Annotated in this window: 22 protein-coding genes; 16 read left to right on the forward strand and 6 right to left on the reverse strand. The window is 64.8% G+C overall.

Going from position 1 to position 20,613, the window contains the following annotated elements:
• Positions 1–35 precede the first annotated feature (35 nt).
• The 4 genes from RI444_RS06980 (at position 36) to RI444_RS06995 (ending at position 3,210) form a co-directional block, all read left to right on the forward strand.
• The gene (locus tag RI444_RS06980) at positions 36–329 is read left to right on the forward strand and encodes a YciI family protein (protein WP_021472613.1); all 294 of its coding nucleotides are present in this window, start codon (positions 36–38) and stop codon (positions 327–329) included.
• Positions 330–372: 43 nt separating this feature from the next.
• Positions 373–1,539: a flavodoxin-dependent (E)-4-hydroxy-3-methylbut-2-enyl-diphosphate synthase gene (gene ispG, locus RI444_RS06985; protein ID WP_021472614.1), complete on the forward strand. Its 1,167-nt coding sequence runs from the start codon at positions 373–375 to the stop codon at positions 1,537–1,539.
• Positions 1,502–2,380, forward strand: coding sequence for a GNAT family N-acetyltransferase (locus RI444_RS06990; RefSeq protein WP_069694533.1), 879 nt, complete (start codon positions 1,502–1,504; stop codon positions 2,378–2,380). The genes ispG and RI444_RS06990 overlap by 38 nt, the downstream gene beginning before the upstream one ends.
• 89 nt (positions 2,381–2,469) lie before the next feature.
• Positions 2,470–3,210 carry a hypothetical protein gene (locus tag RI444_RS06995; RefSeq protein ID WP_069694502.1) on the forward strand — a complete coding sequence of 247 codons (741 nt, stop codon included), beginning with the start codon at positions 2,470–2,472 and terminating at the stop codon, positions 3,208–3,210.
• A gap of 96 nt (positions 3,211–3,306) precedes the next feature.
• Here the strand turns inward: RI444_RS06995 and RI444_RS07000 are convergent, their stop codons facing one another.
• Together RI444_RS07000 and RI444_RS07005 are read right to left on the reverse strand one after the other, a co-directional pair.
• The gene (locus RI444_RS07000; RefSeq protein ID WP_021472617.1) at positions 3,307–4,050 is read right to left on the reverse strand and encodes an ABC transporter permease; all 744 of its coding nucleotides are present in this window, start codon (positions 4,048–4,050) and stop codon (positions 3,307–3,309) included.
• A gap of 8 nt (positions 4,051–4,058) precedes the next feature.
• Positions 4,059–4,820 (reverse strand): ABC transporter ATP-binding protein, encoded by a 762-nt coding sequence (locus tag RI444_RS07005; RefSeq protein ID WP_021472618.1) that lies wholly within the window; start codon positions 4,818–4,820, stop codon positions 4,059–4,061.
• A gap of 474 nt (positions 4,821–5,294) precedes the next feature.
• Here RI444_RS07005 and RI444_RS07010 point away from each other — a divergent pair, with 474 nt between their 5' ends.
• Together RI444_RS07010 and RI444_RS07015 are read left to right on the forward strand one after the other, a co-directional pair.
• Positions 5,295–7,106, forward strand: coding sequence for a proline--tRNA ligase (locus RI444_RS07010; protein ID WP_062095960.1), 1,812 nt, complete (start codon positions 5,295–5,297; stop codon positions 7,104–7,106).
• Positions 7,103–7,897 carry a sulfite exporter TauE/SafE family protein gene (locus RI444_RS07015; RefSeq protein ID WP_062095962.1) on the forward strand — a complete coding sequence of 265 codons (795 nt, stop codon included), beginning with the start codon at positions 7,103–7,105 and terminating at the stop codon, positions 7,895–7,897. Before RI444_RS07010 ends, RI444_RS07015 begins: the two co-directional genes overlap by 4 nt.
• Here RI444_RS07015 and RI444_RS07020 read toward each other — a convergent pair.
• Entirely contained in the window at positions 7,894–8,901 is a 1,008-nt protein-coding gene (locus tag RI444_RS07020; RefSeq protein ID WP_207604922.1) for an aminoglycoside phosphotransferase family protein, read from the reverse strand. The two genes, RI444_RS07015 and RI444_RS07020, sit on opposite strands and share 4 nt — an antisense overlap.
• 58 nt (positions 8,902–8,959) lie before the next feature.
• Entirely contained in the window at positions 8,960–10,039 is a 1,080-nt protein-coding gene (locus tag RI444_RS07025) for a DUF4439 domain-containing protein (protein ID WP_242703109.1), read from the reverse strand.
• 117 nt (positions 10,040–10,156) lie between these two features.
• Between RI444_RS07025 and rimP the strand changes: the two genes are divergently transcribed.
• The gene (gene rimP, locus RI444_RS07030) at positions 10,157–10,768 is read left to right on the forward strand and encodes a ribosome maturation factor RimP (RefSeq protein WP_179015368.1); all 612 of its coding nucleotides are present in this window, start codon (positions 10,157–10,159) and stop codon (positions 10,766–10,768) included.
• Complete coding sequence (nusA, locus tag RI444_RS07035; protein ID WP_062095972.1) at positions 10,768–11,748, forward strand: transcription termination factor NusA; 981 nt, start codon at positions 10,768–10,770, stop codon at positions 11,746–11,748. The genes rimP and nusA overlap by 1 nt, the downstream gene beginning before the upstream one ends.
• 91 nt (positions 11,749–11,839) lie before the next feature.
• On the opposite strand, the gene RI444_RS23065 is transcribed toward nusA, so the two are convergent.
• Entirely contained in the window at positions 11,840–12,058 is a 219-nt protein-coding gene (locus RI444_RS23065) for a hypothetical protein (protein WP_372512792.1), read from the reverse strand.
• Between RI444_RS23065 and RI444_RS07040 the strand changes: the two genes are divergently transcribed.
• The 4 genes from RI444_RS07040 (at position 11,978) to RI444_RS07055 (ending at position 16,410) form a co-directional block, all read left to right on the forward strand.
• On the forward strand, positions 11,978–12,232 hold the full coding sequence (locus tag RI444_RS07040; protein ID WP_370583585.1) for a YlxR family protein: 255 nt from the start codon (positions 11,978–11,980) through the stop codon (positions 12,230–12,232). The two genes, RI444_RS23065 and RI444_RS07040, sit on opposite strands and share 81 nt — an antisense overlap.
• 152 nt (positions 12,233–12,384) lie before the next feature.
• Positions 12,385–15,267 (forward strand): translation initiation factor IF-2, encoded by a 2,883-nt coding sequence (infB, locus tag RI444_RS07045; RefSeq protein WP_021472626.1) that lies wholly within the window; start codon positions 12,385–12,387, stop codon positions 15,265–15,267.
• A 78-nt stretch (positions 15,268–15,345) separates the two neighbouring features.
• Positions 15,346–15,849, forward strand: coding sequence for a 30S ribosome-binding factor RbfA (gene rbfA / locus RI444_RS07050; RefSeq protein ID WP_021472627.1), 504 nt, complete (start codon positions 15,346–15,348; stop codon positions 15,847–15,849).
• 78 nt (positions 15,850–15,927) lie between these two features.
• Positions 15,928–16,410, forward strand: a complete 483-nt coding sequence (locus tag RI444_RS07055) for a nucleoside deaminase (protein ID WP_062095976.1) — start codon at positions 15,928–15,930, stop codon at positions 16,408–16,410.
• A gap of 31 nt (positions 16,411–16,441) precedes the next feature.
• Here RI444_RS07055 and RI444_RS07060 read toward each other — a convergent pair whose 3' ends face one another.
• Positions 16,442–17,596, reverse strand: a complete 1,155-nt coding sequence (locus RI444_RS07060; RefSeq protein ID WP_207604921.1) for a pyridoxal phosphate-dependent aminotransferase — start codon at positions 17,594–17,596, stop codon at positions 16,442–16,444.
• A 34-nt stretch (positions 17,597–17,630) separates the two neighbouring features.
• On the opposite strand from RI444_RS07060, the gene truB reads away from it, so the two are divergent.
• The 4 genes from truB to RI444_RS07080 all read left to right on the forward strand — a co-directional run bounded on the left by truB (position 17,631) and on the right by RI444_RS07080 (position 20,485).
• Positions 17,631–18,596 (forward strand): tRNA pseudouridine(55) synthase TruB, encoded by a 966-nt coding sequence (gene truB / locus RI444_RS07065; RefSeq protein WP_043426914.1) that lies wholly within the window; start codon positions 17,631–17,633, stop codon positions 18,594–18,596.
• A gap of 2 nt (positions 18,597–18,598) precedes the next feature.
• Positions 18,599–18,952 (forward strand): hypothetical protein, encoded by a 354-nt coding sequence (locus RI444_RS07070; protein WP_021472631.1) that lies wholly within the window; start codon positions 18,599–18,601, stop codon positions 18,950–18,952.
• 1 nt (position 18,953) lies between these two features.
• A complete protein-coding gene (locus tag RI444_RS07075; RefSeq protein WP_021472632.1) occupies positions 18,954–19,418 on the forward strand; it encodes a hypothetical protein in 465 nt (154 codons plus the stop codon).
• Between the two features lie 83 nt (positions 19,419–19,501).
• Positions 19,502–20,485, forward strand: a complete 984-nt coding sequence (locus RI444_RS07080; RefSeq protein ID WP_021472633.1) for a bifunctional riboflavin kinase/FAD synthetase — start codon at positions 19,502–19,504, stop codon at positions 20,483–20,485.
• Positions 20,486–20,613 lie beyond the last annotated feature (128 nt).

Raw genomic sequence — 20,613 nt, forward strand, 5'->3', positions numbered from 1 at the left:
CAGAGCATCCGCACCCGGCGGGATAGGCTAACACCATGACTGTTTTCGCTGTTGAGTATGTTTACGCGGCCGACTCCGGGGCCATCCGCGACGAGACCCGTCCCGCACACCGCGCTTGGCTTAGCGACCTCGCTGACGAAGGTGCGCTGCTTGCCAGCGGTCCGTACGGTGACGGCGCAGGCGCGCTGCTGATCTTCAAGTCCCGCGACGAAGCTGAACTCACTGACCTCCTGAAGCAGGATCCGTTCGCTGACGCCGGCGCCATCGCCGGAATCCGCACTACCGAATGGTCGCCCATTATTGGGCTTCTTTCGGAGCACGCCTCCTGATTCAGGTACCCACCACCAGATACACCCAACCCAAGGAGTCCACGTGACCTCGGTCAGCCTGGGAATGCCAGCCGCCCCTCCACCCGTCCTCGCTCCGCGCCGCAAAACGCGGCAAATCAAGGTCGGCTCGGTAGGTGTTGGCTCTGATTACCCCATCAGCGTGCAGTCAATGACCACCACTCCCACCACGGACATCAATGCCACGCTCCAGCAGATCGCCGAGCTGACCGCGTCCGGTTGCGACATCGTCCGTGTTGCGTGCCCTTCTGCCGATGACGCCGAGGCCTTGCCGATCATTGCCCGCAAGTCGCAGATCCCGGTGATCGCGGACATCCACTTCCAGCCCAAGTACGTCTTCGCCGCCATTGAGGCAGGGTGCGCCGCTGTCCGTGTGAACCCGGGCAACATCCGGAAGTTCGATGACCAGGTCAAGGAAATCGCCGCTGCTGCCAGGGACCACGGCACTTCCATCCGCATCGGCGTCAACGCCGGTTCGCTGGAGCCCGGCATCCTCAAGAAGTACGGCAAGGCCACTCCAGAAGCCCTGGTGGAATCAGCCGTATGGGAAGCTTCGCTCTTTGAGGAACACGGCTTCCATGACTTCAAGATCTCCGTGAAGCACAACGACCCCGTGGTCATGGTTGCCGCCTACGAGATGCTCGCAGAAAAAGGTGACTGGCCCCTGCACCTGGGCGTCACAGAAGCCGGCCCTGCCTTCCAGGGAACCATCAAGTCGGCCACGGCTTTCGGCGCGCTCCTGTCCCGCGGCATCGGTGACACCATCCGTGTGTCCCTGTCCGCTCCTCCCGTCGAGGAGATCAAGGTGGGCAACCAGATCCTGCAGTCGCTCAACCTTCGCCCGCGCAAGCTGGAAATCGTGTCCTGCCCGTCCTGCGGCCGTGCCCAGGTGGACGTTTACACCCTCGCCGAGGAAGTGACGGCTGGGCTGGAAGGCATGGAGATTCCCCTTCGCGTAGCGGTGATGGGTTGCGTAGTGAATGGACCCGGTGAGGCCCGTGAAGCGGACCTCGGCGTCGCTTCCGGCAACGGCAAGGGGCAGATCTTCGTGAAGGGCGAAGTCATCAAGACCGTGCCCGAAAGCCAAATTGTTGAGACACTGATCGAAGAGGCGATGCGCATCGCCGAAGAGATGGGGGAGGCCGATGGCGAAGATGCTGTCAAAGGTAGCCCCGTGGTTAGCGTCTCGTAACGAGGCCGGCCTGGGAGTCAGGGTGCTCGGCGCTGCCGACACCCTGGCCCTTCGCGCGCTTGCGAATGAAGATCCTGTTGCGAACGTCTTCATCCTCGCGCACTTGGACAGCGTGGGAACAGCGGCGCCCACCAGCGGCGGCGCGAAGGTCTACGGCGTCTTCGACGACGACCGGCTCATCGGGGCTTGCTGGGCAGGAGCCAACATGGTCCCTGTTCAGCTGGACCCCGCACTGGTGGAGCACATAGCCGCAGCGGCACACCAAGCGGGCCGTCGCTACGCCTCCATCTTCGGCCCGGCCGAAAGCGTCCTGGCCCTCTACTCGAAGTTTGAGCAACTCGGGCACTTTGCCCATGAAGTCCGTGAGCGGCAGCCCCTCCTCACCATCTCGGGCGCACCGGCCATTCCAGCCAACCCTTCATTGACCTTCGGCACCATGGCGGACTTCGATCGGATACTTCCCGCGTGTGCTGCCATGTTCGAAGAGGAAGTAGGGTATTCGCCGTTCCTTGGCGGCCAGGACTTCTACAGCCGGCGCGTTGCCGGCCTGATCCGGCAAGGCCACTCCCTGGTCCACATCGATGCGGACGGCACCGTGGTGTTCAAAGCCGAACTCGGCGCGGTCACCCGGGACGTCACCCAGGTGCAGGGCGTATGGATGAACCCCGGTCTCCGCGGCAGGGGTGAGAGCGCCGGCTACATGGCCGCCGTCGTCAATCTCGCCAAGACCTTCGCCCCCGTCACAAGCCTCTACGTCAACGACTTCAATGCCAAGGCCCGGGCAACCTATGAGCGGGTGGGCTTCACGCAGGCGGGCACGTTTGCCACGGTGCTCTTCTAGCGCGGGGTGCCGGAGAACCCCTGTTCGGGCTTGTAGGCTTGTCCCGGCCAACAACTGTCGGCTCATCGCTCGAACTCATTGGGGAAAAAATGAAGAGGAACGCTCTGCGCGGATTTGCCGCAGCAGGACTTTTGGTCATGGGACTTACTGCATGTGGCGGCGGCGGCGCATCGACGGACGCTGCGTCCTCGGCTCCGGCCGGCGAAACCCCGTCCGCCACACCCACTCCCACCGAGGCAAAGCAGTACACCACGCAGGAGCTCGTAGACCTCGTGAAGCAGATCAAGGCCGACGACGGGTCCGAACTTACGGTCTCTGCCATTGACGATCTCGCCAGCCAGCAGAACCCGCTCAAGGAACTCATCGGCCAGATGACCATCGAACCGGCAGAGTGCAAAGAGCTCAGCACCCTGGGTGCGTCCCAGTCGATCGAGGGCTCCACGGCCGCAGCAGGAGCCAAGATTGACACGGATGCCCAGGTGGTCACCGGCATCTCGCTCATTTCCGGCGTTGACAAGGAAGTTCTGACGAAGAGCCTGGAAGACAACGAGGACCAGGCTGCCAAGTGCGCGAACATGACCATGACCATGGGCGGTTCCACCCTGAAGGTCAGCACCGAGAAGTTCGACGGCATCAGCTCCGTGCCCGGGGCCAAGGGTTTCAAGACCGCAATGGTCCTGCCCGACGGCCGGAGCCAGTCCACGTACATGGGCTTTGCCATCAAGGACGGCGTGCTGATTTCGGCAACCGCCTCCGGTGCCAACGCTGAGAGCGAAGGGGTTGCCGCAGCAGGCGCCCTGATGGACCAGGCCGCGGCACTCATCAAGTAGCACGCAGCCACCGGGCAGTTGTGGTCGCTCCCAAGCCGGGAACAGCCACAACTGCCCGCTGCGTGTCTGCTGCGGCAAGCACCTTCCGCCCCTGGCTTAGGTGGTCTGCCTCCGCAGCGTCAGGGAAGCGAGCACCAGGACTCCCACCACGATTCCACCCATCACGGCCGTATCCTGCCACAGGGCTTCCGTGGCGTCGGTGTGGGCTGCGATTTCCTGCAGGGCATCGACCGAGAAAGTCAACGGGAGCGCGCCTGAGATGCCGTCGAGGACATCGTTCATGTTCTCCCGGGCCACAAAGAGTCCGCACAGCAGGATCTGCGGCACTACGACCACCGGCATGAACTGGACGGCCTGGAACTCGGTCCGGGCAAACGCCGAACACAGCAGCCCCAGTGCCACGCCGAGGACGGCATTGATGACGGCGATCATCACCACCAGGCCGGGGCTTCCTTTGATGTCCAAGTCGAAAATCCAGTAGGCAACGGCTGTAGCCACCAGGGATTGCAAGGCAGCCATGAGGGAGAAGGCCAGAGCGTAGCCGAACAGCAGGTCCGCTTTGTGGATGGGGGTGGTCAGCAGCCGCTCAAGCGTTCCCGAGGTCCGTTCGCGGAGCATGGTGATTGACGTGACGAGGAACATCACTACAAACGGGAAGATGGCGAGCATCATCAGGCCCACACGGTCGAAGGTCCTTGGAATCCCTGGCGGCAACGTCTCGTTTTCGAACAGGAAATAGACGGCTGCCAGCAGCAGTGCCGGAACCACCAGGATGAGGGCAATACTGCGGTGATCGTGCCGCAGCTGGCCCAGGACGCGTGCGGCGGTGGCCAAGGTCATGCGCGGGTTCATGATGCGGCACCAGTCTGTTGGGTATCGGTGATTATGGCCAGGAACGCCCGTTCCAGGTCCTTGTTCCGGCCGCGTTGGGCCAGTTCCTCCGGCGTTAGCTGTGCCAGCAACTGTCCCTCGCGCAGCAGCAGCAACGACGAACAATGGGACGCCTCCTCCATGACGTGGGAGGAGATCAGCAACGTGGTTCCTGCAGCAGCCATTGCCGCGAACCGTCCCCACAGCTCGGCCCGCAGCACCGGGTCCAGGCCCACTGTCGGTTCATCGAGCACCAACAGCGCGGGATGCGACACCAAGGCACAGGCCAGCGACACGCGGCTGAACTGCCCGCCCGAGAGGTCCGCGGCCTTCCGGCGCATGTGGGATTCAAGCCCGACGGCGGCAATCGCCTGGGCGACGTCCGCCGCCGTCGCGCCGTGCATGGCGCCGAAGTACTTGACGTTCGCTGCCACGCTCAGGTCTCCGTACACGCTGGCACCCTGGGTGACATATCCGACGTCGTGCCTCAACGCTGCGCTGCCCGCCGGGCGGCCAAGGACGCTCAAGGTTCCCCTGCTGATCTTCTGCACGCCGACGATCGCCCGCATGAGAGTGGTCTTGCCACTGCCGGAGGGGCCAATCAAGCCCGTAATCCGCCCCGGCATGATGCTGAACTCCAACCCGCGCAGGATTGTGGTCCGCCCCCTGGAGACGTGCAACCCTGAGGCCGCGATTGCGGCAGTGTCCGGGTCTTGGGAAGGGGCTGTTCCGCGCGGCATTGCGTGCCTCCCGACGCATAGCTGATTCACCAACCGGTGAATTGAAGCTAGGCCGGGACAGGCCACCCGTCAATGCCCCGGGGCGGCTGGTTCCTTGAAAAGGTGTCTCCAATCACATACATTCGTCCCTAGCCGTGTCGTTGGGGGCAAGGGTGGCAAAGGGGGAAACCATGGAACTTACCTCACAGGGTGTGTGGTGCCCTCCGTCCATCCGTAAGCTCGGCAGTGACCAATGCTTCCCAGTCGCAGGAGGTCCTTTTCCGCTGGAGGGAACAGGAGTCTAGTTTCCATACGGAGTCTGCGGCCGGCCGGCCGTTGAGCCACGCCATTGCAGGATGACCAGCCGGTTCGGCCAGGGGCTTCCAAACGCGAAGGCGTGGCTCATCTGTTTCCACGTTCCAAAGGCGCTCCCGCCAGCCGGTAGATTAGTAGGAGTTCTTTTTGCCCTGCTGCCATAGAAACGGATAAGTACCCGTGGTCCTTCGCCTCTCCCAGTTGTTCCTGCGCACTTTGCGCGAAGATCCCGTCGACGCCGAGGTGGCCAGCCACAAGCTTTTGGTCCGCGCCGGCTACATTCGACGGGCTGCTCCCGGCATCTACACCTGGCTGCCGCTGGGGTTGAGCGTGCTGCGCAAGGTGGAAGAGATCATCCGCCAGGAAATGGCCGCCATCGGCGCCCAGGAAGTGCATTTCCCTGCCCTGCTGCCCCGGGAACCCTATGAGGCCACCAACCGCTGGACCGAGTACGGCGAAGGCCTCTTCCGCCTCCAGGACCGCAAGGGCGCGGACTACCTGCTTGCGCCGACGCACGAAGAGATGTTCACGTTGCTGGTCAAGGACCTGTACTCGTCCTACAAGGACCTGCCGCTGAGCCTCTACCAGATCCAGAACAAGTACCGGGACGAGGCACGTCCGCGGGCCGGCCTGCTGCGCGGGCGCGAGTTCATCATGAAGGACTCCTACTCCTTCGACGTTGACGACGCCGGCCTGGACGCCAGCTACGCCGCCCACCGTGCCGCCTACCTCAAGATCTTCGAGCGCCTGGGCCTGGAAGTTGTTCCGGTAGCGGCCACCGCCGGCGCCATGGGCGGCTCCAAGAGCGAAGAATTCCTCTTCCCCACGGAGATCGGCGAGGACACCTTCGTCCGGTCGGCCGGCGGTTATGCTGCCAACGTCGAAGCAGTCACCACCGTGGTCCCGGCGGAGATCGACTTCACCAACGCCCCGGCTGCCGAGGTGCTGGACACCCCGAATACGCCCACCATCGAAACCCTGGTGGACGCTGCCAACCAGCTCGCTCCCCGGAGCGGGTCCGACGGCGGCGCCTGGACTGCCGCCGACACGCTCAAGAACGTCGTCCTTGCCGTCACCCTGCCCACGGGTGAGCGCCAGATCGTAGTCATCGGCGTCCCCGGCGACCGCGCGGTTGACCTCAAGCGCGTTGAAGCCAATATCGGCGCCTTCCTGCCCATCGGCGGAGAGGTGGGACTCGAAGCTGCCAACGAGGAAGACCTCAAGAAGCTGCCGTGGCTGGTCAAGGGCTACATTGGTCCGGGCCTTTCCCTTGATGAAGCTGTCCTGGGGCTCGAGGGTTCCTCCAAGCTCCTCTACCTGGTGGACCCGCGCGTCGTCTCCGGTACCACCTGGATCACCGGCGCCAACCTGGACGGCAAGCACGTCTTTGGACTCGTTGCCGGCCGCGACTTCACGTGGGACGGCGTCATCGAAAGCACGGAGGTCCGCGCGGGAGATCCCGCTCCGGACGGCTCCGGTCCCTTGGAAACTGCCCGCGGCATCGAGATGGGCCACATCTTCCAGCTCGGCCGCAAGTACGCCGAAGCCCTGGACCTGAAGGTACTGGACCAGAACGGCAAGCAGGTGGTGGTCACCATGGGCTCCTACGGTGTAGGCGTCACGCGTGCCGTGGCTGCCCTCGCCGAGGCCAACCATGACGACCGTGGCCTGGTGTGGCCGCGCTCGGTTGCTCCGGCTGACGTCCACGTTGTGGCTGTAGGCCGCGGTGACGAGATCTTCGAGGCTGCCGGAAAGCTGTCCGCCGAGCTGCAGGACGCCGGGCTGGACGTCATCTTCGACGACCGTCCCAAGGTCTCTCCGGGTGTGAAGTTCGGGGACGCGGAGCTCCTGGGCGTTCCCACCATCCTCGCTGTCGGCCGCGGCCTGGTTGACGGCGTCGTTGAGGTCAAGGACCGCCGCAGCGGCGAGGCTGAAAATGTCCCGGTGGACAAGGCCGTCGATTACGTGGTCAACGCTGTCCGCAGCCGTTGATCTCCGGCTTCGAAGGAATCCAGCTCACCACGCTCATCTTGATTGTGGTGGCTGGATTCGCAGCCGGCTGGGTTGACGCAGTGGTGGGCGGCGGCGGACTGATCCAGTTGCCCGCATTGCTCCTGGTACCGGGGATCACCCCTGTCCAGGCGCTGGCCACCAACAAGATGGGATCCATCTTTGGTACTGCCACCAGCGCGGCCACGTATTACCGACGGGTGGGTCCTGACCTCAGGACGGCCGTTCCCATGGCAGTCATCGCCCTCGCAGGCAGTTTCGGCGGGGCGGTCCTTGCTTCGTCGCTGCCGGCCAGCGTGTTCAAGCCCATCATTGTGCTGGCGCTCATCGCCGTCGCCGTTTTTACTGCCGTGCGCCCGAACGCAGGTGAGTTGACGGCGTTACGCCACGACGGACACAGGCATTACGTCATTGCCTGCCTGATTGGCGGCGTCATCGGTTTCTATGACGGCCTGATCGGACCCGGGACGGGATCGTTCCTGGTCATCGCCTTGGTGTCCGCGCTCGGTTATGCGTTCCTGGAAGCCAGCGCCAAGTCGAAGATCGTCAACATGGCCACCAACGCCGGTGCTCTGCTCTTCTTCCTCCCGCACGGCTCCTTGATGTGGGGCGTGGGCCTCGTCCTGGGGTTCTCCAACATGGCCGGCGGCTACCTCGGAGCCCGCACGGCCGTAGCCAGGGGGAGCCGTTTTGTTCGGCTGGTCTTCCTTGTGGTCGTCGCCGCGCTGGTCATCAAGCTTGGCATTGACGTGTGGAACGAGAACTTCGCCTAGCTCCGGGCCGCTCCTGGAACCGGAAGCTCGTGGGCGCGGGGGAGACCGTCCAGGGTCTTGCCTGCCAGCGTGCTGGCCACCCACAGGGAACGCGCCACGTCGCCGCTGTGGCCGTGTTTTTGGGCATACCACAGGGCGTTTTGGACCTCGCGGGCGATGCTCCACTGCCGGGCGGCCTCGGGATCGAGTCCGGCTGCGATGCTGAACTCCAGGCACCGCTCACGTAATCCCGTCTCCGGGTCTGCGGGCGGCAGGTCCGGGAGCCGGTTCCACAGAACAGGTGCCACGGCAAACTCGGCCTCGCCGATCTGCGGTTGGGGATCGATGGTCAGGTAGCCCTTTCCGTCCTCTGTGGCCAGAATGTTCATGAAATGAAGGTCAGTGTGGACCAGGACGTCCTTGCCTGAGCGGCGGCCCACTGCGCCGCGGGTCTGGCAGACCTCCAGTGCCGCTTCCAGCAGCCAGCGGGGGAAGGGCATGCCCAGGAGTGCCCAGTCCTGCGGGAGCTCATCACTCCATCGCTCGGCAGTCGCTGCAATGTGATCCATGGCCAGCCATTCCGGCCTGTCGTCCGGGGTGATCGACAATCGACGGACGACGTCGGCCCAGACCTCGCGCGCCTGGTCCACCGGTACATCCTGCAGCGACGCCGATGCGTCCAAGCGGTCCAGCAGCATTGCACAGTTCCGGCTGTCCACCTCGAGGAGCCGCACCGCGCCGTTTCCGTTCCAGAGTGCCAGGGCGAGGGGCTCGGCAAGGGCTTCGTCGTGTGGGTAGGCGATCTTCAGGGCTGCCGGCTTGCTGTTGCGGAGAACGGGGATCACCACTGCCCCGTGGCCGTTCCATGGTTGGTTCCCTGGTCCTAGGTCCACTTGGAGGTCCCAGCGGTCCACTGCGCCCCGGATGAGCCCGGGGAGGCTTGCCAGCCAATCCCGCCCGGCGGAGTCGCGGTTGTACCGGGCGTGCAGCTCGCCCGGGATCGGAATCGCAGCGTGTGGTCCCACGTCCTCAGCCTAGCTCCCGCACCCGGGTTGTTGCCGTTCCTGGCCGGGACACGCCCCGCTAATTGCCCGCCGCGGTGGGAGCAGGCGTCGGCAGTGCAGGCAGGTCCTCAACGTCCACCGCCAGGCCCGGCAGCGCGGGCCCCGCAGCACCCCAGGCCAGGGCGCGCCGTGTGGTTGCCATCAGGGCTTCGGCGGCCCACGCCCGGGTCCGTCCGTCGGAGAGGGCGATCAGGTCACCAAACGCGGGCAGGGAGCCGATTTCCATCGTGCCCAGGGCGGCGGCAGGGTCCTCCGTGAAGTGCTCGCCGAGGCGGTAGCCTGCCTCGCGCCGGGGAACATCCGCGCAGTTGGCACGCGTCAGCAGCTCGGCTTCCTTGAGCAGTTGCTGATGTGCCTCCAAGGACTTCGCGGCTTCGCTTGCCTCCGCCTCCGGGAGCCGCTTCAGTGCTACCTGATAGACGTAGACCGATTCGTGTTCCAACCGCACGGCAGCAGCCAAGGCCGACGCCGTGGTCGCGGCGGCCGGATCCGTCGCAGGGCCGGCCGATGCGCAGGCCGCGTCCTGTCCGCCGGAGTCCGAAGCAGCGGGCACTGGAGAACCAGGGGGAACTGGAGAAGCAGCGGGTCCTGCAGGAGCGGGGGCGGGCAGCTTGAGCCGGGCTGCGATTCTTTCGGCTTCCAGGACCTGGGCGGTTCCGACGGCGGCCAGCAGCCGGGACGTCCCGCCGTCGGCCTTCTCTGCATCGCGGAGGCGCTGTCCTCCGCTGGCGGAAAGGCGGGTAACCACGTCAGCCGGGGTGTCCGGGTCCGTAACGCCGGCCCGTGTCGGGGATTCCACGGGTGGACGGTCCCCGGCCTTCAGCAGAGCCCGCGCATGGGTTGTCAGCAATGTCACAGCGTCGGCCAGCGCGGTATCCGCAGCGTTGCTTCCTTGCGCGTCCACCAGCCGGCCGGCGGATTCCCGCAGGGCTACCGCGTCTTCGTAGGCGGCCGCGCGTGCACTTTCAGAAAACGGAACCGGCTCAGGATCCCCGGAATCCCGCGGAAGGATGACCATTCCGGTAGCGGCCACCAGCAGCGCAACCAAGCCAACGAGCACGATGCGCGGCCAATGACGCGGCGTCTTTTTTGGGCTCATCAGCTTGTTCACAAATCACCATGGTGTCATGCGGCGGGTGAAGCCGGTGCACCATGTTGCCGCGAAAATCGTTAGGCTAGTAGTCACAACAACATCTATCGGGAGGCGGCGGGCAGCGTGAGTGACTCGGAAGCCACTACTTCAACAGACCGTGCTGGCACGGACTCATCGGCCACCGTCCACAACCCGGAAGAAAGCAGGCTCAAGGCCCTGCTGGAGCCGGCTGTCCTGGCCAACAGGCTCTACCTTGAGGACGTCTCCATCCATGTCGCCGGTTCGCACCGGACCGTTCATGTGGTGGTGGACCTGCCCCAGGAGGAGACCGGCGGCGTCAGCCTTGACGCGATCGCCGATGTGTCCCGTGGGCTGTCCGATATCCTTGACAACGATCCCCACGACGACGGCCGTCCCTATGACCTCGAAGTGTCCTCGCCCGGCGTCGGACGCCCGTTGACCGAACCGCGGCATTGGCACCGCGCACGTGGCCGCATGGTCAAGGTCAACGTCATCCAGGGAGAAAACATCCTCGGGCGCATCGCTTCCGTGGATGATTCGGGTGTGACCCTTATCCCCGAGCACGAGGTCAAGAAGGGCATGAAGCCCAAGCAGGGTAACCCCATCACTATTCCTTTCGACAGGATCCGCCAAGGAAAAGTCGAGATTGAATTCAGCCACCTCCAGGAGGCCGGGCTGGCAGACGAACACAATGGACCTTCCGAGGAGGCCTAATGGATATTGACATGAGCGCACTGAGACTTCTGGAGCGTGAGCGTGAAATCCCGCTGGACCTCCTGATCCCCACCATCGAGCAGGCGCTCCTGGTGGCCTACCACAAGACGCCCGGCGCCTTCGAACGGGCCCGCGCAGAGCTTGACCGCAAGAGCGGGCACGTGACCATCTGGGCAACCGAAATCGACGACGACGGCGAGGCCGTTGGCGAGTTCGAGGACACCCCTGCCGGGTTCGGCCGTATTGCGGCCAGCACCGCACGCCAGATCATCCTCCAGCGCCTTCGCGACGTCGAGGACGACAACGTTCTTGGTGAGTTCAAGGGCCGTGAGGGCGAACTCGTGGCCGGCATGATCCAGCAGGGCAACAACCCGCACATGATCCAGGTCAACCTGGGCACGGTGGAGGCTTTGCTGCCGCCGCCCGAACAGGTTCCGGGGGAGAAGTACCTGCACGGAAGCCGCTTGCGTGCCTTCGTCGTCGATGTGCACCGTGGCGCCAAGGGTCCGTCCATCACCCTGTCCCGTTCGCACCCCGGATTGGTCCGCAAGCTCTTCGAAATGGAAGTTCCGGAGATCGCTGACCGTTCCGTGGAGATCGTGGCACTCGCCCGCGAAGCCGGGCACCGGACCAAGATTGCAGTCAAGGCCAACGCCCCCGGCGTCAACGCCAAGGGTGCGTGCATCGGCGAGATGGGCTCCCGTGTCCGCGCGGTCATGACCGAGCTGAACGACGAAAAAATCGACATCGTCGACTACAGCGAGGATCCCGCAACGTTCATTGCGAACTCGTTGTCGCCGTCGAGGGTGAGTTCGGTCACCATCACTGATGAGGCCACGCGTTCGGCACGTGTGGTTGTGCCGGACTACCAGCTGTCACTGGCCATCGGCAAGGAGGGCCAGAATGCGCGGCTCGCCGCCAAGCTGACCGGCTGGCGGATCGACATCGTGTCCGACGCCGCCGGCACTAAAACTGACTGAATAAGGCCTGTGCCGTGAGCCCCCGCCATTCCCGGCGGGGGCTCCGGTTTCGGCTGTCAGGAGCAGGGGGCTAGAATAGATGGAACCGGGCTTACGTCCGGTATCCGTTCGTGGAGGTGCGTAAGGCAGGTTGGGACACATAGTGGCTGAACTGCCCGGACATGGCCTTGGCCCTGTCCGCACCTGCATTGGATGCCGGAAGCAAGGCTCCCGGTCCGAGCTCCTCCGGCTGGTCGCCCAAGGCAACGGTTCGTCCGTTGTCGTAGTGGATGAACGACGCCGGATGGCCGGCAGGGGTGCGTGGCTGCACCCCGACGAAAAGTGCCTGGCATTGGCGATCAAGCGGCGCGCTTTCGGAAGGGCCCTTGCGGGCGCTGCCGAAACGACCGCCGTCGAACGCTATTTCATGCCGGGTATGCCACTTGCGGAGGCCCCGGCCTCCGCGGGAAAACCGTCCAAACCTGAAAGCGGGTCAGAAATCTGATGGAAACCCGATGAGTTCCCAGCGATGAGTGCGTAACGATGACAACTTTGTTGCGCTCTGCAATGGGCCTGTCCGCCGTGGAAGCGGTAAGGGCCCGCAGTAAGAAGTAGACGGTTCGTGCCTGGCTCGGTGCGGACCGAGACAGGAGAAATGTGGCCAAGGTCCGCGTACATGAGCTCGCCAAAGAGCTCGGTATTACTTCCAAAGATGCAGTAACCAAACTGCAGGAATTGGGCGAATTCGTTCGCTCCGCCTCTTCCACCATTGAGGCCCCCGTCGTGAAGAAGCTTCGCGACGCTTTCCCGGGTGCCGGCGCTGCAAAGTCCGCCGCCCCCTCAGCTGCACCTGCAGCACGTCCCTCAACACCGGCAGCATCCCGTCCGGCTGCGCCGACTCCGGGACCTGCAGCACCGAAGGCTCCGGCTGCTCCGGCTCCGGCAGCTCCGGCTGCCTCCACGCCTGCTCCGGCGGCGCCCGCGGCTCCGGCTGCATCCACTCCGGCTGCATCCGCTCCGTCTGCGGCAAAGCCCGGTGCCCGGCCTGCTCCCAAGTCGGACTCGTCCTCTGCCCGTCCGGGTGGACAGGCACCACGTCCGGGCGGTCCGCGTCCGGGCAACAACCCCTTCGCTACGTCCCAGGGCATGCCCCGCGGCCGTGGTGGCGACGGTGAACGTCCGCCGCGTCCGGGCAACAACCCCTTTGCAACGTCCCAGGGCATGCCCCGTCCGGGTGGCCGCACTGACGGCGAGCGTTCCGGCGGTCCCCGCCCCGCAGCAGGCGCCGGCGGTCCCCGTCCGGCAGCCGGTTCCGGTGGTCCCCGTCCCGCTGCAGGCTCAGGCGGTCCGCGTCCGGGTGCTCCGCGCCCCGGCGCTCCCCGTCCCGGTGCTCCCCGCCCCGGCGGCGGCCCTGGCGGAAACCGTCCTACTCCGGGCATGATGCCCAACCGCACTGAGCGTCCGGCTCCTACCGGGGGTCGCCCGGGTGGTCCGGGTCGTCCGGGTGGTCCGGGCCGTCCCGGCGGCGGACCCGGTGGCGGCACCGGTGGCGGAGCTCCCGCCGGCGGTGGCTTCGGCAAGGGTGGCCGCGGCCGCGGTGGTACCCAGGGTGCGTTCGGCAAGGGCGGCGCAGGCCGTGGCAAGCAGCGTAAGTCGAAGCGCGCAAAGCGCCAGGAACTGGAGCAGATGAGCGCTCCGTCGCTGGGCGGCGTCACCGTACCCCGCGGCGATGGCGAAACGATCATCCGCTTGCGTCGTGGTTCCTCCATCACTGACTTCGCAGAGAAGATTGATGCAAACCCCGCCTCGCTGGTGACGGTTCTTTTCCACCTCGGCGAGATGGCTACGGCAACGCAGTCCTTGGATGAAGACACCTTCGCCCTGCTCGGCGAGGAACTCGGCTACAAGCTGCAGGTTGTCTCTCCGGAAGACGAGGAGCGCGAACTCCTCGACTCGTTCGACATCGACCTCCAGGGTGAACTGGATGCCGAAGGCGACGACGTCCTTGAGCCGCGTGCACCCGTTGTTACGGTCATGGGCCACGTTGATCACGGTAAGACCCGCCTCCTGGACGCCATCCGCAACTCCAATGTTGTGGCCGGCGAACACGGCGGCATCACCCAGCACATCGGTGCTTACCAGATCAGCCACGTCCACGAGGGCACTGCCCGCGACATCACGTTCATTGACACCCCGGGTCACGAGGCCTTCACGGCCATGCGTGCCCGTGGTGCCAAGGTCACTGACATCGCGATCCTGGTTGTCGCAGCCGATGACGGCGTCATGCCGCAGACGGTTGAAGCGCTCAACCACGCCCAGGCGGCCGGTGTGCCGATCGTTGTGGCCGTGAACAAGATCGACAAGGAAGGCGCCAACCCGGACAAGGTCAAGGGCCAGCTCACCGAGTACGGCCTGGTTCCCGAAGAATACGGTGGCGACACCATGTTCGTTGAGGTCTCTGCACGCCAGAACCTGAACATCGACGAACTGATCGACGCTGTCCTGCTGACGGCCGACGCCGCCTTGGACCTGCGTGCTAACCCGGACAAGGACGCTCGAGGCATTGCCATCGAAGCGAACCTGGACAAGGGCCGCGGTGCGGTTGCCACCGTCCTGGTGCAGTCCGGAACCTTGGCTGTCGGAGACACGATCGTCGCCGGTACCGCGCACGGACGCGTCCGCGCCATGTTCGACGAGAACGGCGAGGCACTGGACGTTGCGCTGCCGTCCCGTCCGGTCCAGGTCCTCGGTTTGTCCAACGTACCGCGTGCAGGTGACACCTTCCTGGTGACGCCGGACGAGCGTACGGCCCGCCAGATCGCCGAGAAGCGGGAAGCCGCGGACCGCAACGCCGCACTGGCCAAGCGCCGCAAGCGCATCAGCCTCGAAGACTTCGACCAGGCTGTTGCCGAAGGCAAGATCGACACCCTCAACCTCATCCTCAAGGGTGACGTTTCCGGTGCCGTGGAAGCCCTCGAAGATGCCTTGCTCAAGATCGACGTCGGCGACGACGACGTTCAGCTCCGCGTCATCCACCGCGGTGTGGGTGCCATCACGCAGAATGACGTCAACCTGGCGACGGTGGACAACGCCATCATCATCGGCTTCAACGTCAAGCCTGCCGAGCGTGTGGCCGAACTGGCCGACCGCGAAGGCGTGGACATGCGCTTCTACTCCGTCATCTACGCAGCAATCGATGACATCGAGATGGCCCTCAAGGGCATGCTCAAGCCGGAGTACGAGGAAGTCCAGCTCGGTACCGCCGAGGTTCGCGAAGTCTTCCGTTCTTCCAAGTTCGGAAACATCGCCGGCTCGATCGTCCGTACGGGCATCATCCGCCGTAACGCCAAGGCACGCGTCAGCCGTGACGGCAAGGTCATCGGTGACAACCTCACCGTTGAGACCCTCAAGCGGTTCAAGGACGACGCCACCGAAGTCCGCAGCGACTTCGAGTGTGGTATCGGTCTTGGCTCGTACAACGACATCGCCGAAGGCGACATCATCGAGACCTTCGAGATGCGCGAGAAGCCGCGCGTCTAAGGTTCCGTTGGAGCGGGTCCGCCGGGATTATCCCGGCGGACCCGTTCCGTTCCCGTTTCTACTTTCCAGGAGGAAGTCATGGCTGATCCGGCACGCGCTGCCAAATTGGCACAGCGGATTAAGGTCGTGGTTGCCGAGGCCCTCGGGCGTCGGGTCAAGGATCCGCGCGTCGAGTCCGTCACCGTCACCGACGCCCGCGTCACCAATGATCTGCAGCATGCCACGGTGTACTACACCGTGTTCGGCGACGAGGTTGCACAGTCCGATGCCGCAAAGGCCTTGGAGAAGGCCAAAGGCGTACTGCGGCAGGAAGTCGGCCGCAACATCACCGTGCGCCTGACGCCTACCCTCGAGTTCGTTGCCGACCAGATCCCGGTCAACGCCTCGAACCTCGAGGAGCTCCTGCGCGAAGCCAAGCGCCGTGATGCTGAGCTTGCCGCATTGCGCGCCAGCGCCAAGCACGCAGGCGAGGCAGACCCGTACAAGAGCGATTCAGCGCACGACGTTGACGAAGACGATTTCGACGAAGAGGACATTGACCTCACCGACGATGACGACGTGGACGAAGACGGCAACCGCTAGGACTGTCTCAATGAAAATGCCTCCGGGACCTTGTACCCCGGGGGCATTTTTCGGCTCTGCACTCGCTAGGATCGAGGCATGCCAGCGCACAGCGAAGAACAACGCAACGAGTACCTTGAACAGGCCATCCGGTTGGCGATCAGGAACGTCTCCGACGGCGGTGGCCCTTTCGGTGCCGTGGTGGTCACTCCGGACGGGGCTGTTCATGAAGGCGTCAACCGCGTGACCCTGGACAACGATCCCACGGCGCACGCCGAAGTCGTGGCCATCCGTCGCGCGGCGGCTGATACGGCGAATTTCGACCTCACCGGTTCCGTGCTCTACGCAAGCTGCGAACCCTGTCCGCTGTGCCTGTCGGCGACGTTGTGGGCGAGGATCGGGAACGTCTATTACGCAGCGGACCGCCACGGCGCGGCGCGTGCTGGCTTTGACGATGCCCTCTTCTATGAATACTTTGCCGGTACCCGTCCCGAGCTGCTGCCGGTGGAGCACACCCCGCTGACGGCGTCAGATTCCCCGTTCGAGGCGTGGCGGAACTACGCGGGGCGGGTCGACTACTGACGCCGCTGCGCTCCGCCGTCGGGCACCCGCCTCAGGCCTTGGCGGGAAGCCGTCCGACGCCGTCGAGCAGGTCCTGTTGCTTGCCGCACAGCGCGATGCGGATCCAGCCTTCGCCGATCGACCCGAAGGCTGTGCCCGGGGCGAAAGCCACGGCGGATGAGGCCAGGAAAGCGCGGGTCCACGCCCGGACGTCCCCGCCGCTGACGTGCGAGACATCCGCCCAGAGATAGAAAGCTCCCTGCGCCCCCAGGAACGGTATGCCCTTCGCTGCGAGGATGGCCGAGGCGGCGTCACGGTTGCTACGGTAATGTTCGCGGGCGGTGTCGACGTAGTCCTGGGGCCCGGTCAGCGCCGCGAGGGCCGCGTACTGGGATGGCGACGCCACGCAGGAGACGATCGACTCCATCACGTTGTTCATCAGCTTCTCCATGCCCGGGGGACACACCAAGGCGCCGATGCGCAGGCCTGTCAGTCCGTACGTCTTGGACAACGTCAGCGACGTGAAAACGCGTGCCTGGCCCGGGACATCGCTATCGAAGCGTGCGGGACTGACATGCGGGACGTCGAAGGTGAACGCTTCGTAGCACTCATCGGAAATAATCCAGAGATCGTGCCGTACGGCCAGGTCAACCAGCTGGCGCATGGTGTCTTCCTGGATGACGGCGCCCAGCGGATTCGACGGCGAGTTGAGCATCAGCACTTTGGTCCGCGGGGTGATGAGCGCTTCGATATCCGTGATGTGCGGCTGGAAGTCGTTCTCCGGGTAGAGCGGGTATTCGACCGGCACGGCATGGAGGAGGCGGCTGGTCATGGCGAAGGTGGGGTACCCGGGATTCGGGATCAGGATTTCATCGCCGGGGGAGAGCAGCATGCTCATCACGAAGTGCAGGCCCTGCTGCGCCCCGTCCACGACGTAGACCCGCTCGGATCCCAAGGCTACGTGCTGCGTTTCGCGGAAACGTGCGGCAAACGCCTCCCGCAGGGCGGGGATCCCTGCGTTGGGCGTGTAGTTGGTCTCGTCACGATCCAGGCACGCCATGCCCGCCTCGATCACATGCCTTGCCAGCGGGAAACCGGGTTCGCCGATGCTCAGCACCACCGCCCCGGGAGTGGCCCAGGCCGCCTCGGTGATTTCGCGGATCTGGTTGACGGGGACATCGCGGACGTGCTCGGCAAGCTGGGGCATGGGAGCCATCCTAGCCACCGATATACTGGTAAGCGTGCTTTCTGGACTGGTGATCGTTGACAAACCGCAGGGATGGACCAGCCACGATGTGGTTGGCCGGATGCGGCGGCTGGCAGGTACCCGGAAAGTGGGGCACGCGGGCACGCTCGATCCCATGGCCACGGGTGTCCTTGTCCTTGGCATCAATAAGGCCACGCGGCTCCTGACGTACATCGTGGGTACCTCCAAGACCTACACGGCCACCATCCGACTGGGCGAAACCACTATCACCGACGACGCCGAGGGCGACGTTACCGAGGCGCGGACCGCCGTCGACGTCACCGATGCCGCCATCGCTGCCGGCGTCTCGGCCCTGACCGGCCCCATCCAGCAGGTGCCCAGCAGCGTCAGCGCCATTAAGGTCAACGGCGAACGGTCCTACGCCCGCGTCCGCTCCGGCGAGGAAGTCAAGCTTGCCGCCCGTCCGGTGACCATCCATCGCTTCGATGTCCACGGCATCGAAAGGATCGACGGCGGCAGGGTAGTGGACGTCGACGTCACGGTCGAATGCTCGTCCGGCACGTACATCCGGGCCTTGGCGCGGGACCTGGGAAATGCGCTCGGGGTCGGGGGCCACCTGACGAAGCTTCGACGGACCCAGGTTGGCCCGTACACGATCGACCAGGCACGGACACTGGAACAGCTTGCCGAAGACCTTGAGGTTCTGGAGATGTCCGCCGCGGCACGGTCGCTGATGCCCAACCGCGACCTGAGCGAAGACGAGGCAACGGAGATTTCCTTCGGTCGCCGCATCGCCGCCGGACCCGGCGCGGGGACCCCGGAGGCTGCCACGGTGGAGAATCCCGCCGCGGCCTTCGCGCCGTCGGGCGAACTGGTTGCCCTCCTGGCGGACACGGGAGCATTTGCCAAGCCGGTGCTGGTCTTCGCGCCGGGAACCGGGGCGGCGGCCCCGGCGGCCCCGGCTGCTGCCCCTGACGCGGGAACGGAGAGCAACAACTGACTATGGACGGATACTTTTACTCCATCCTCATAGTGGGCCTCATCTCCACGATCATGTGTGTTGTGGCCGGCCTGATGAAAAAGGCGCCCAACGACGCCACAATTTTCTCCGTCCTCGCCGTGGAGCTTGCCCTGTTGGTCTACTTGGTGGGTTCCATCGTGCGGGTGGCCATGGGGGAACAGATCGCGGGCGAGCCCTGGGAGTTCTGGGGCTACCTCGCAACAGCCCTCATAGTTCCCGTAGGCGCTGTGTACTGGTCCATCCTGGAACGCACCCGCTGGAGCAACTTTGTCCTGGCCGCCGTGGGCGTCACGGCTTTGGTGATGGCTGCCCGCATGAACCAGATCTGGTACTGACATGAAGGAAGAACACATCGTGGCTGGAGTAGAGTCCGAAACCGCCGGAACCGGTCAGAAGGACACCCGTAACACCGGCCCAGGACGGTTGTTGATTGCCGTGTACGGGGTCTTTGCCCTCTCGGCGACGGCGCGTGCGGGCTACCAGATCGCTACCAAGTTTGCCGAAGCTCCGCTGGCCCATCTGTTGTCGGCGTTTGCCGCCGTCGTGTACATCGTGGCCACCGTATCGCTCGCCAAGCCGGGACGGACCTGGTTCAAGGTTTCGTTGGCCGCTGTCCTCGTTGAACTTATCGGGGTGCTGGTAGTGGGCGCGATGAGCCTGTTCGATCCCGTGGCCTTCCCGCATGACACCGTGTGGTCGGTCTTCGGACGCGGCTACGGCTTCGTGCCGCTCGTGCTGCCCATCCTGGGACTGCTGTGGCTGAACCGGCGCAGGCCGTCGGATTCTCCGTCCCGGGCCTGAGGCGTATTGCGGGTAACCTTAGATTGTTCCGGCGCCGGATGGTTGCCGGGTGCAACGAAAATCAGCAGTAAAAGGCGAGGTTGATGGTCCACATTTGGAACGATCCCACCGAGGTCCCGCGCGACTTCGGCCCAACAGTCGTTACCATCGGCAACTTTGACGGCGTTCATCGCGGTCATCAGCATGTCCTCGCGCAAGTCACGCAGACCGCCCGGCGGCACAATATCCCCGCAGTGGCAGTGACGTTCGATCCCCACCCGGCGCAGGTCCACCGTCCGGAGTCTGCCCCCGAGCTGATCATGGGACTGCAGGACAAGCTTGAGGCTTTGGGCTCCACCGGCTTGGATGCGGTGTTGGTGATGAAGTACACCTTGGACCTCGCCGCCATGACCCCGCTGGAATTCGTGCGGGACGTGCTGGTGGAAGGCCTTCATGCCGAACATGTGGTGGTGGGCCACGACCTCCGCTTCGGTGCAGGTAACGGCGGAGACGTCGGCACCATGCAAGAGCTGGGGGAGAAACTGGGGTTCAGCGTCCAGGTAGTCAACGAGTTCGGAGCCGGCGGCTTCCCCCTCCATCACGACGGCGACGCGGACCGCCGGTGCTCCTCGACGTGGGTGCGCGAAGCATTGTCGCAAGGCGACGTCGTCACCGCCGCAGCGGTCCTGGGGCGCCCGCACCGTATGCGCGGCGAGGTCGTCCATGGTGCCGCGCGGGGCCGCGACCTCGGTTTTCCTACCGCGAACCTGTCCCATGACTCCACCGGATACGTTCCCGCCGACGGCATCTACGCCGGCTGGCTGATCGATGAGTCCGGGACCCGTTGGCCCGCAGCGATCTCCGTCGGTTCCAACCCCACGTTTGACGGTGTGAGCCGCCAGGTGGAGGCCCATGTGATAGACCGCCCCCGGGAAGCGGTGGAGGACTTCGACCTTTACGGGCAAACGGTGGCGGTGGAATTCACCCGGCGGCTGCGGGGCATGGTGGCCTACCAAGGGCCGGAAGCCCTGGTGGAACAAATGAACCTCGACGTCGCCCAAGCGCACGAGTTGCTGGTGCGGGGTTAGCGCTTTCGACAACAACACTGACCTGCCGGTAAACTGATGAGTGGTTCCGGCCGCAGTCCGTGGCAGCTGGACCTGTTTTTGTGTGCGGCGACGCACCCAAGACAACCCGCCAGCGAAGTGTTGGGCGG

Origin of the sequence: Paenarthrobacter sp. AT5 (genome assembly GCF_032764245.1) — a bacterium.
GTDB lineage: Bacteria > Actinomycetota > Actinomycetes > Actinomycetales > Micrococcaceae > Arthrobacter > Arthrobacter ureafaciens.

Coding starts and splice junctions, on each gene's coding strand:
- rbfA (WP_021472627.1), top strand. CDS start 15,346: ATGGCTGATCCGGCACGCGCTGCCAAATTGGCACAGCGGATTAAGGTC.
- RI444_RS07075 (WP_021472632.1), top strand. CDS start 18,954: ATGAAGGAAGAACACATCGTGGCTGGAGTAGAGTCCGAAACCGCCGGA.
- RI444_RS07070 (WP_021472631.1), top strand. CDS start 18,599: ATGGACGGATACTTTTACTCCATCCTCATAGTGGGCCTCATCTCCACG.
- RI444_RS07025 (WP_242703109.1), bottom strand. CDS start 10,039: ATGAGCCCAAAAAAGACGCCGCGTCATTGGCCGCGCATCGTGCTCGTT.
- nusA (WP_062095972.1), top strand. CDS start 10,768: ATGGATATTGACATGAGCGCACTGAGACTTCTGGAGCGTGAGCGTGAA.
- RI444_RS07060 (WP_207604921.1), bottom strand. CDS start 17,596: ATGCCCCAGCTTGCCGAGCACGTCCGCGATGTCCCCGTCAACCAGATC.
- RI444_RS06980 (WP_021472613.1), top strand. CDS start 36: ATGACTGTTTTCGCTGTTGAGTATGTTTACGCGGCCGACTCCGGGGCC.
- RI444_RS06995 (WP_069694502.1), top strand. CDS start 2,470: ATGAAGAGGAACGCTCTGCGCGGATTTGCCGCAGCAGGACTTTTGGTC.
- RI444_RS07000 (WP_021472617.1), bottom strand. CDS start 4,050: ATGACCTTGGCCACCGCCGCACGCGTCCTGGGCCAGCTGCGGCACGAT.
- RI444_RS07005 (WP_021472618.1), bottom strand. CDS start 4,820: ATGCCGCGCGGAACAGCCCCTTCCCAAGACCCGGACACTGCCGCAATC.
- RI444_RS07055 (WP_062095976.1), top strand. CDS start 15,928: ATGCCAGCGCACAGCGAAGAACAACGCAACGAGTACCTTGAACAGGCC.
- RI444_RS06990 (WP_069694533.1), top strand. CDS start 1,502: ATGCTGTCAAAGGTAGCCCCGTGGTTAGCGTCTCGTAACGAGGCCGGC.
- RI444_RS07080 (WP_021472633.1), top strand. CDS start 19,502: ATGGTCCACATTTGGAACGATCCCACCGAGGTCCCGCGCGACTTCGGC.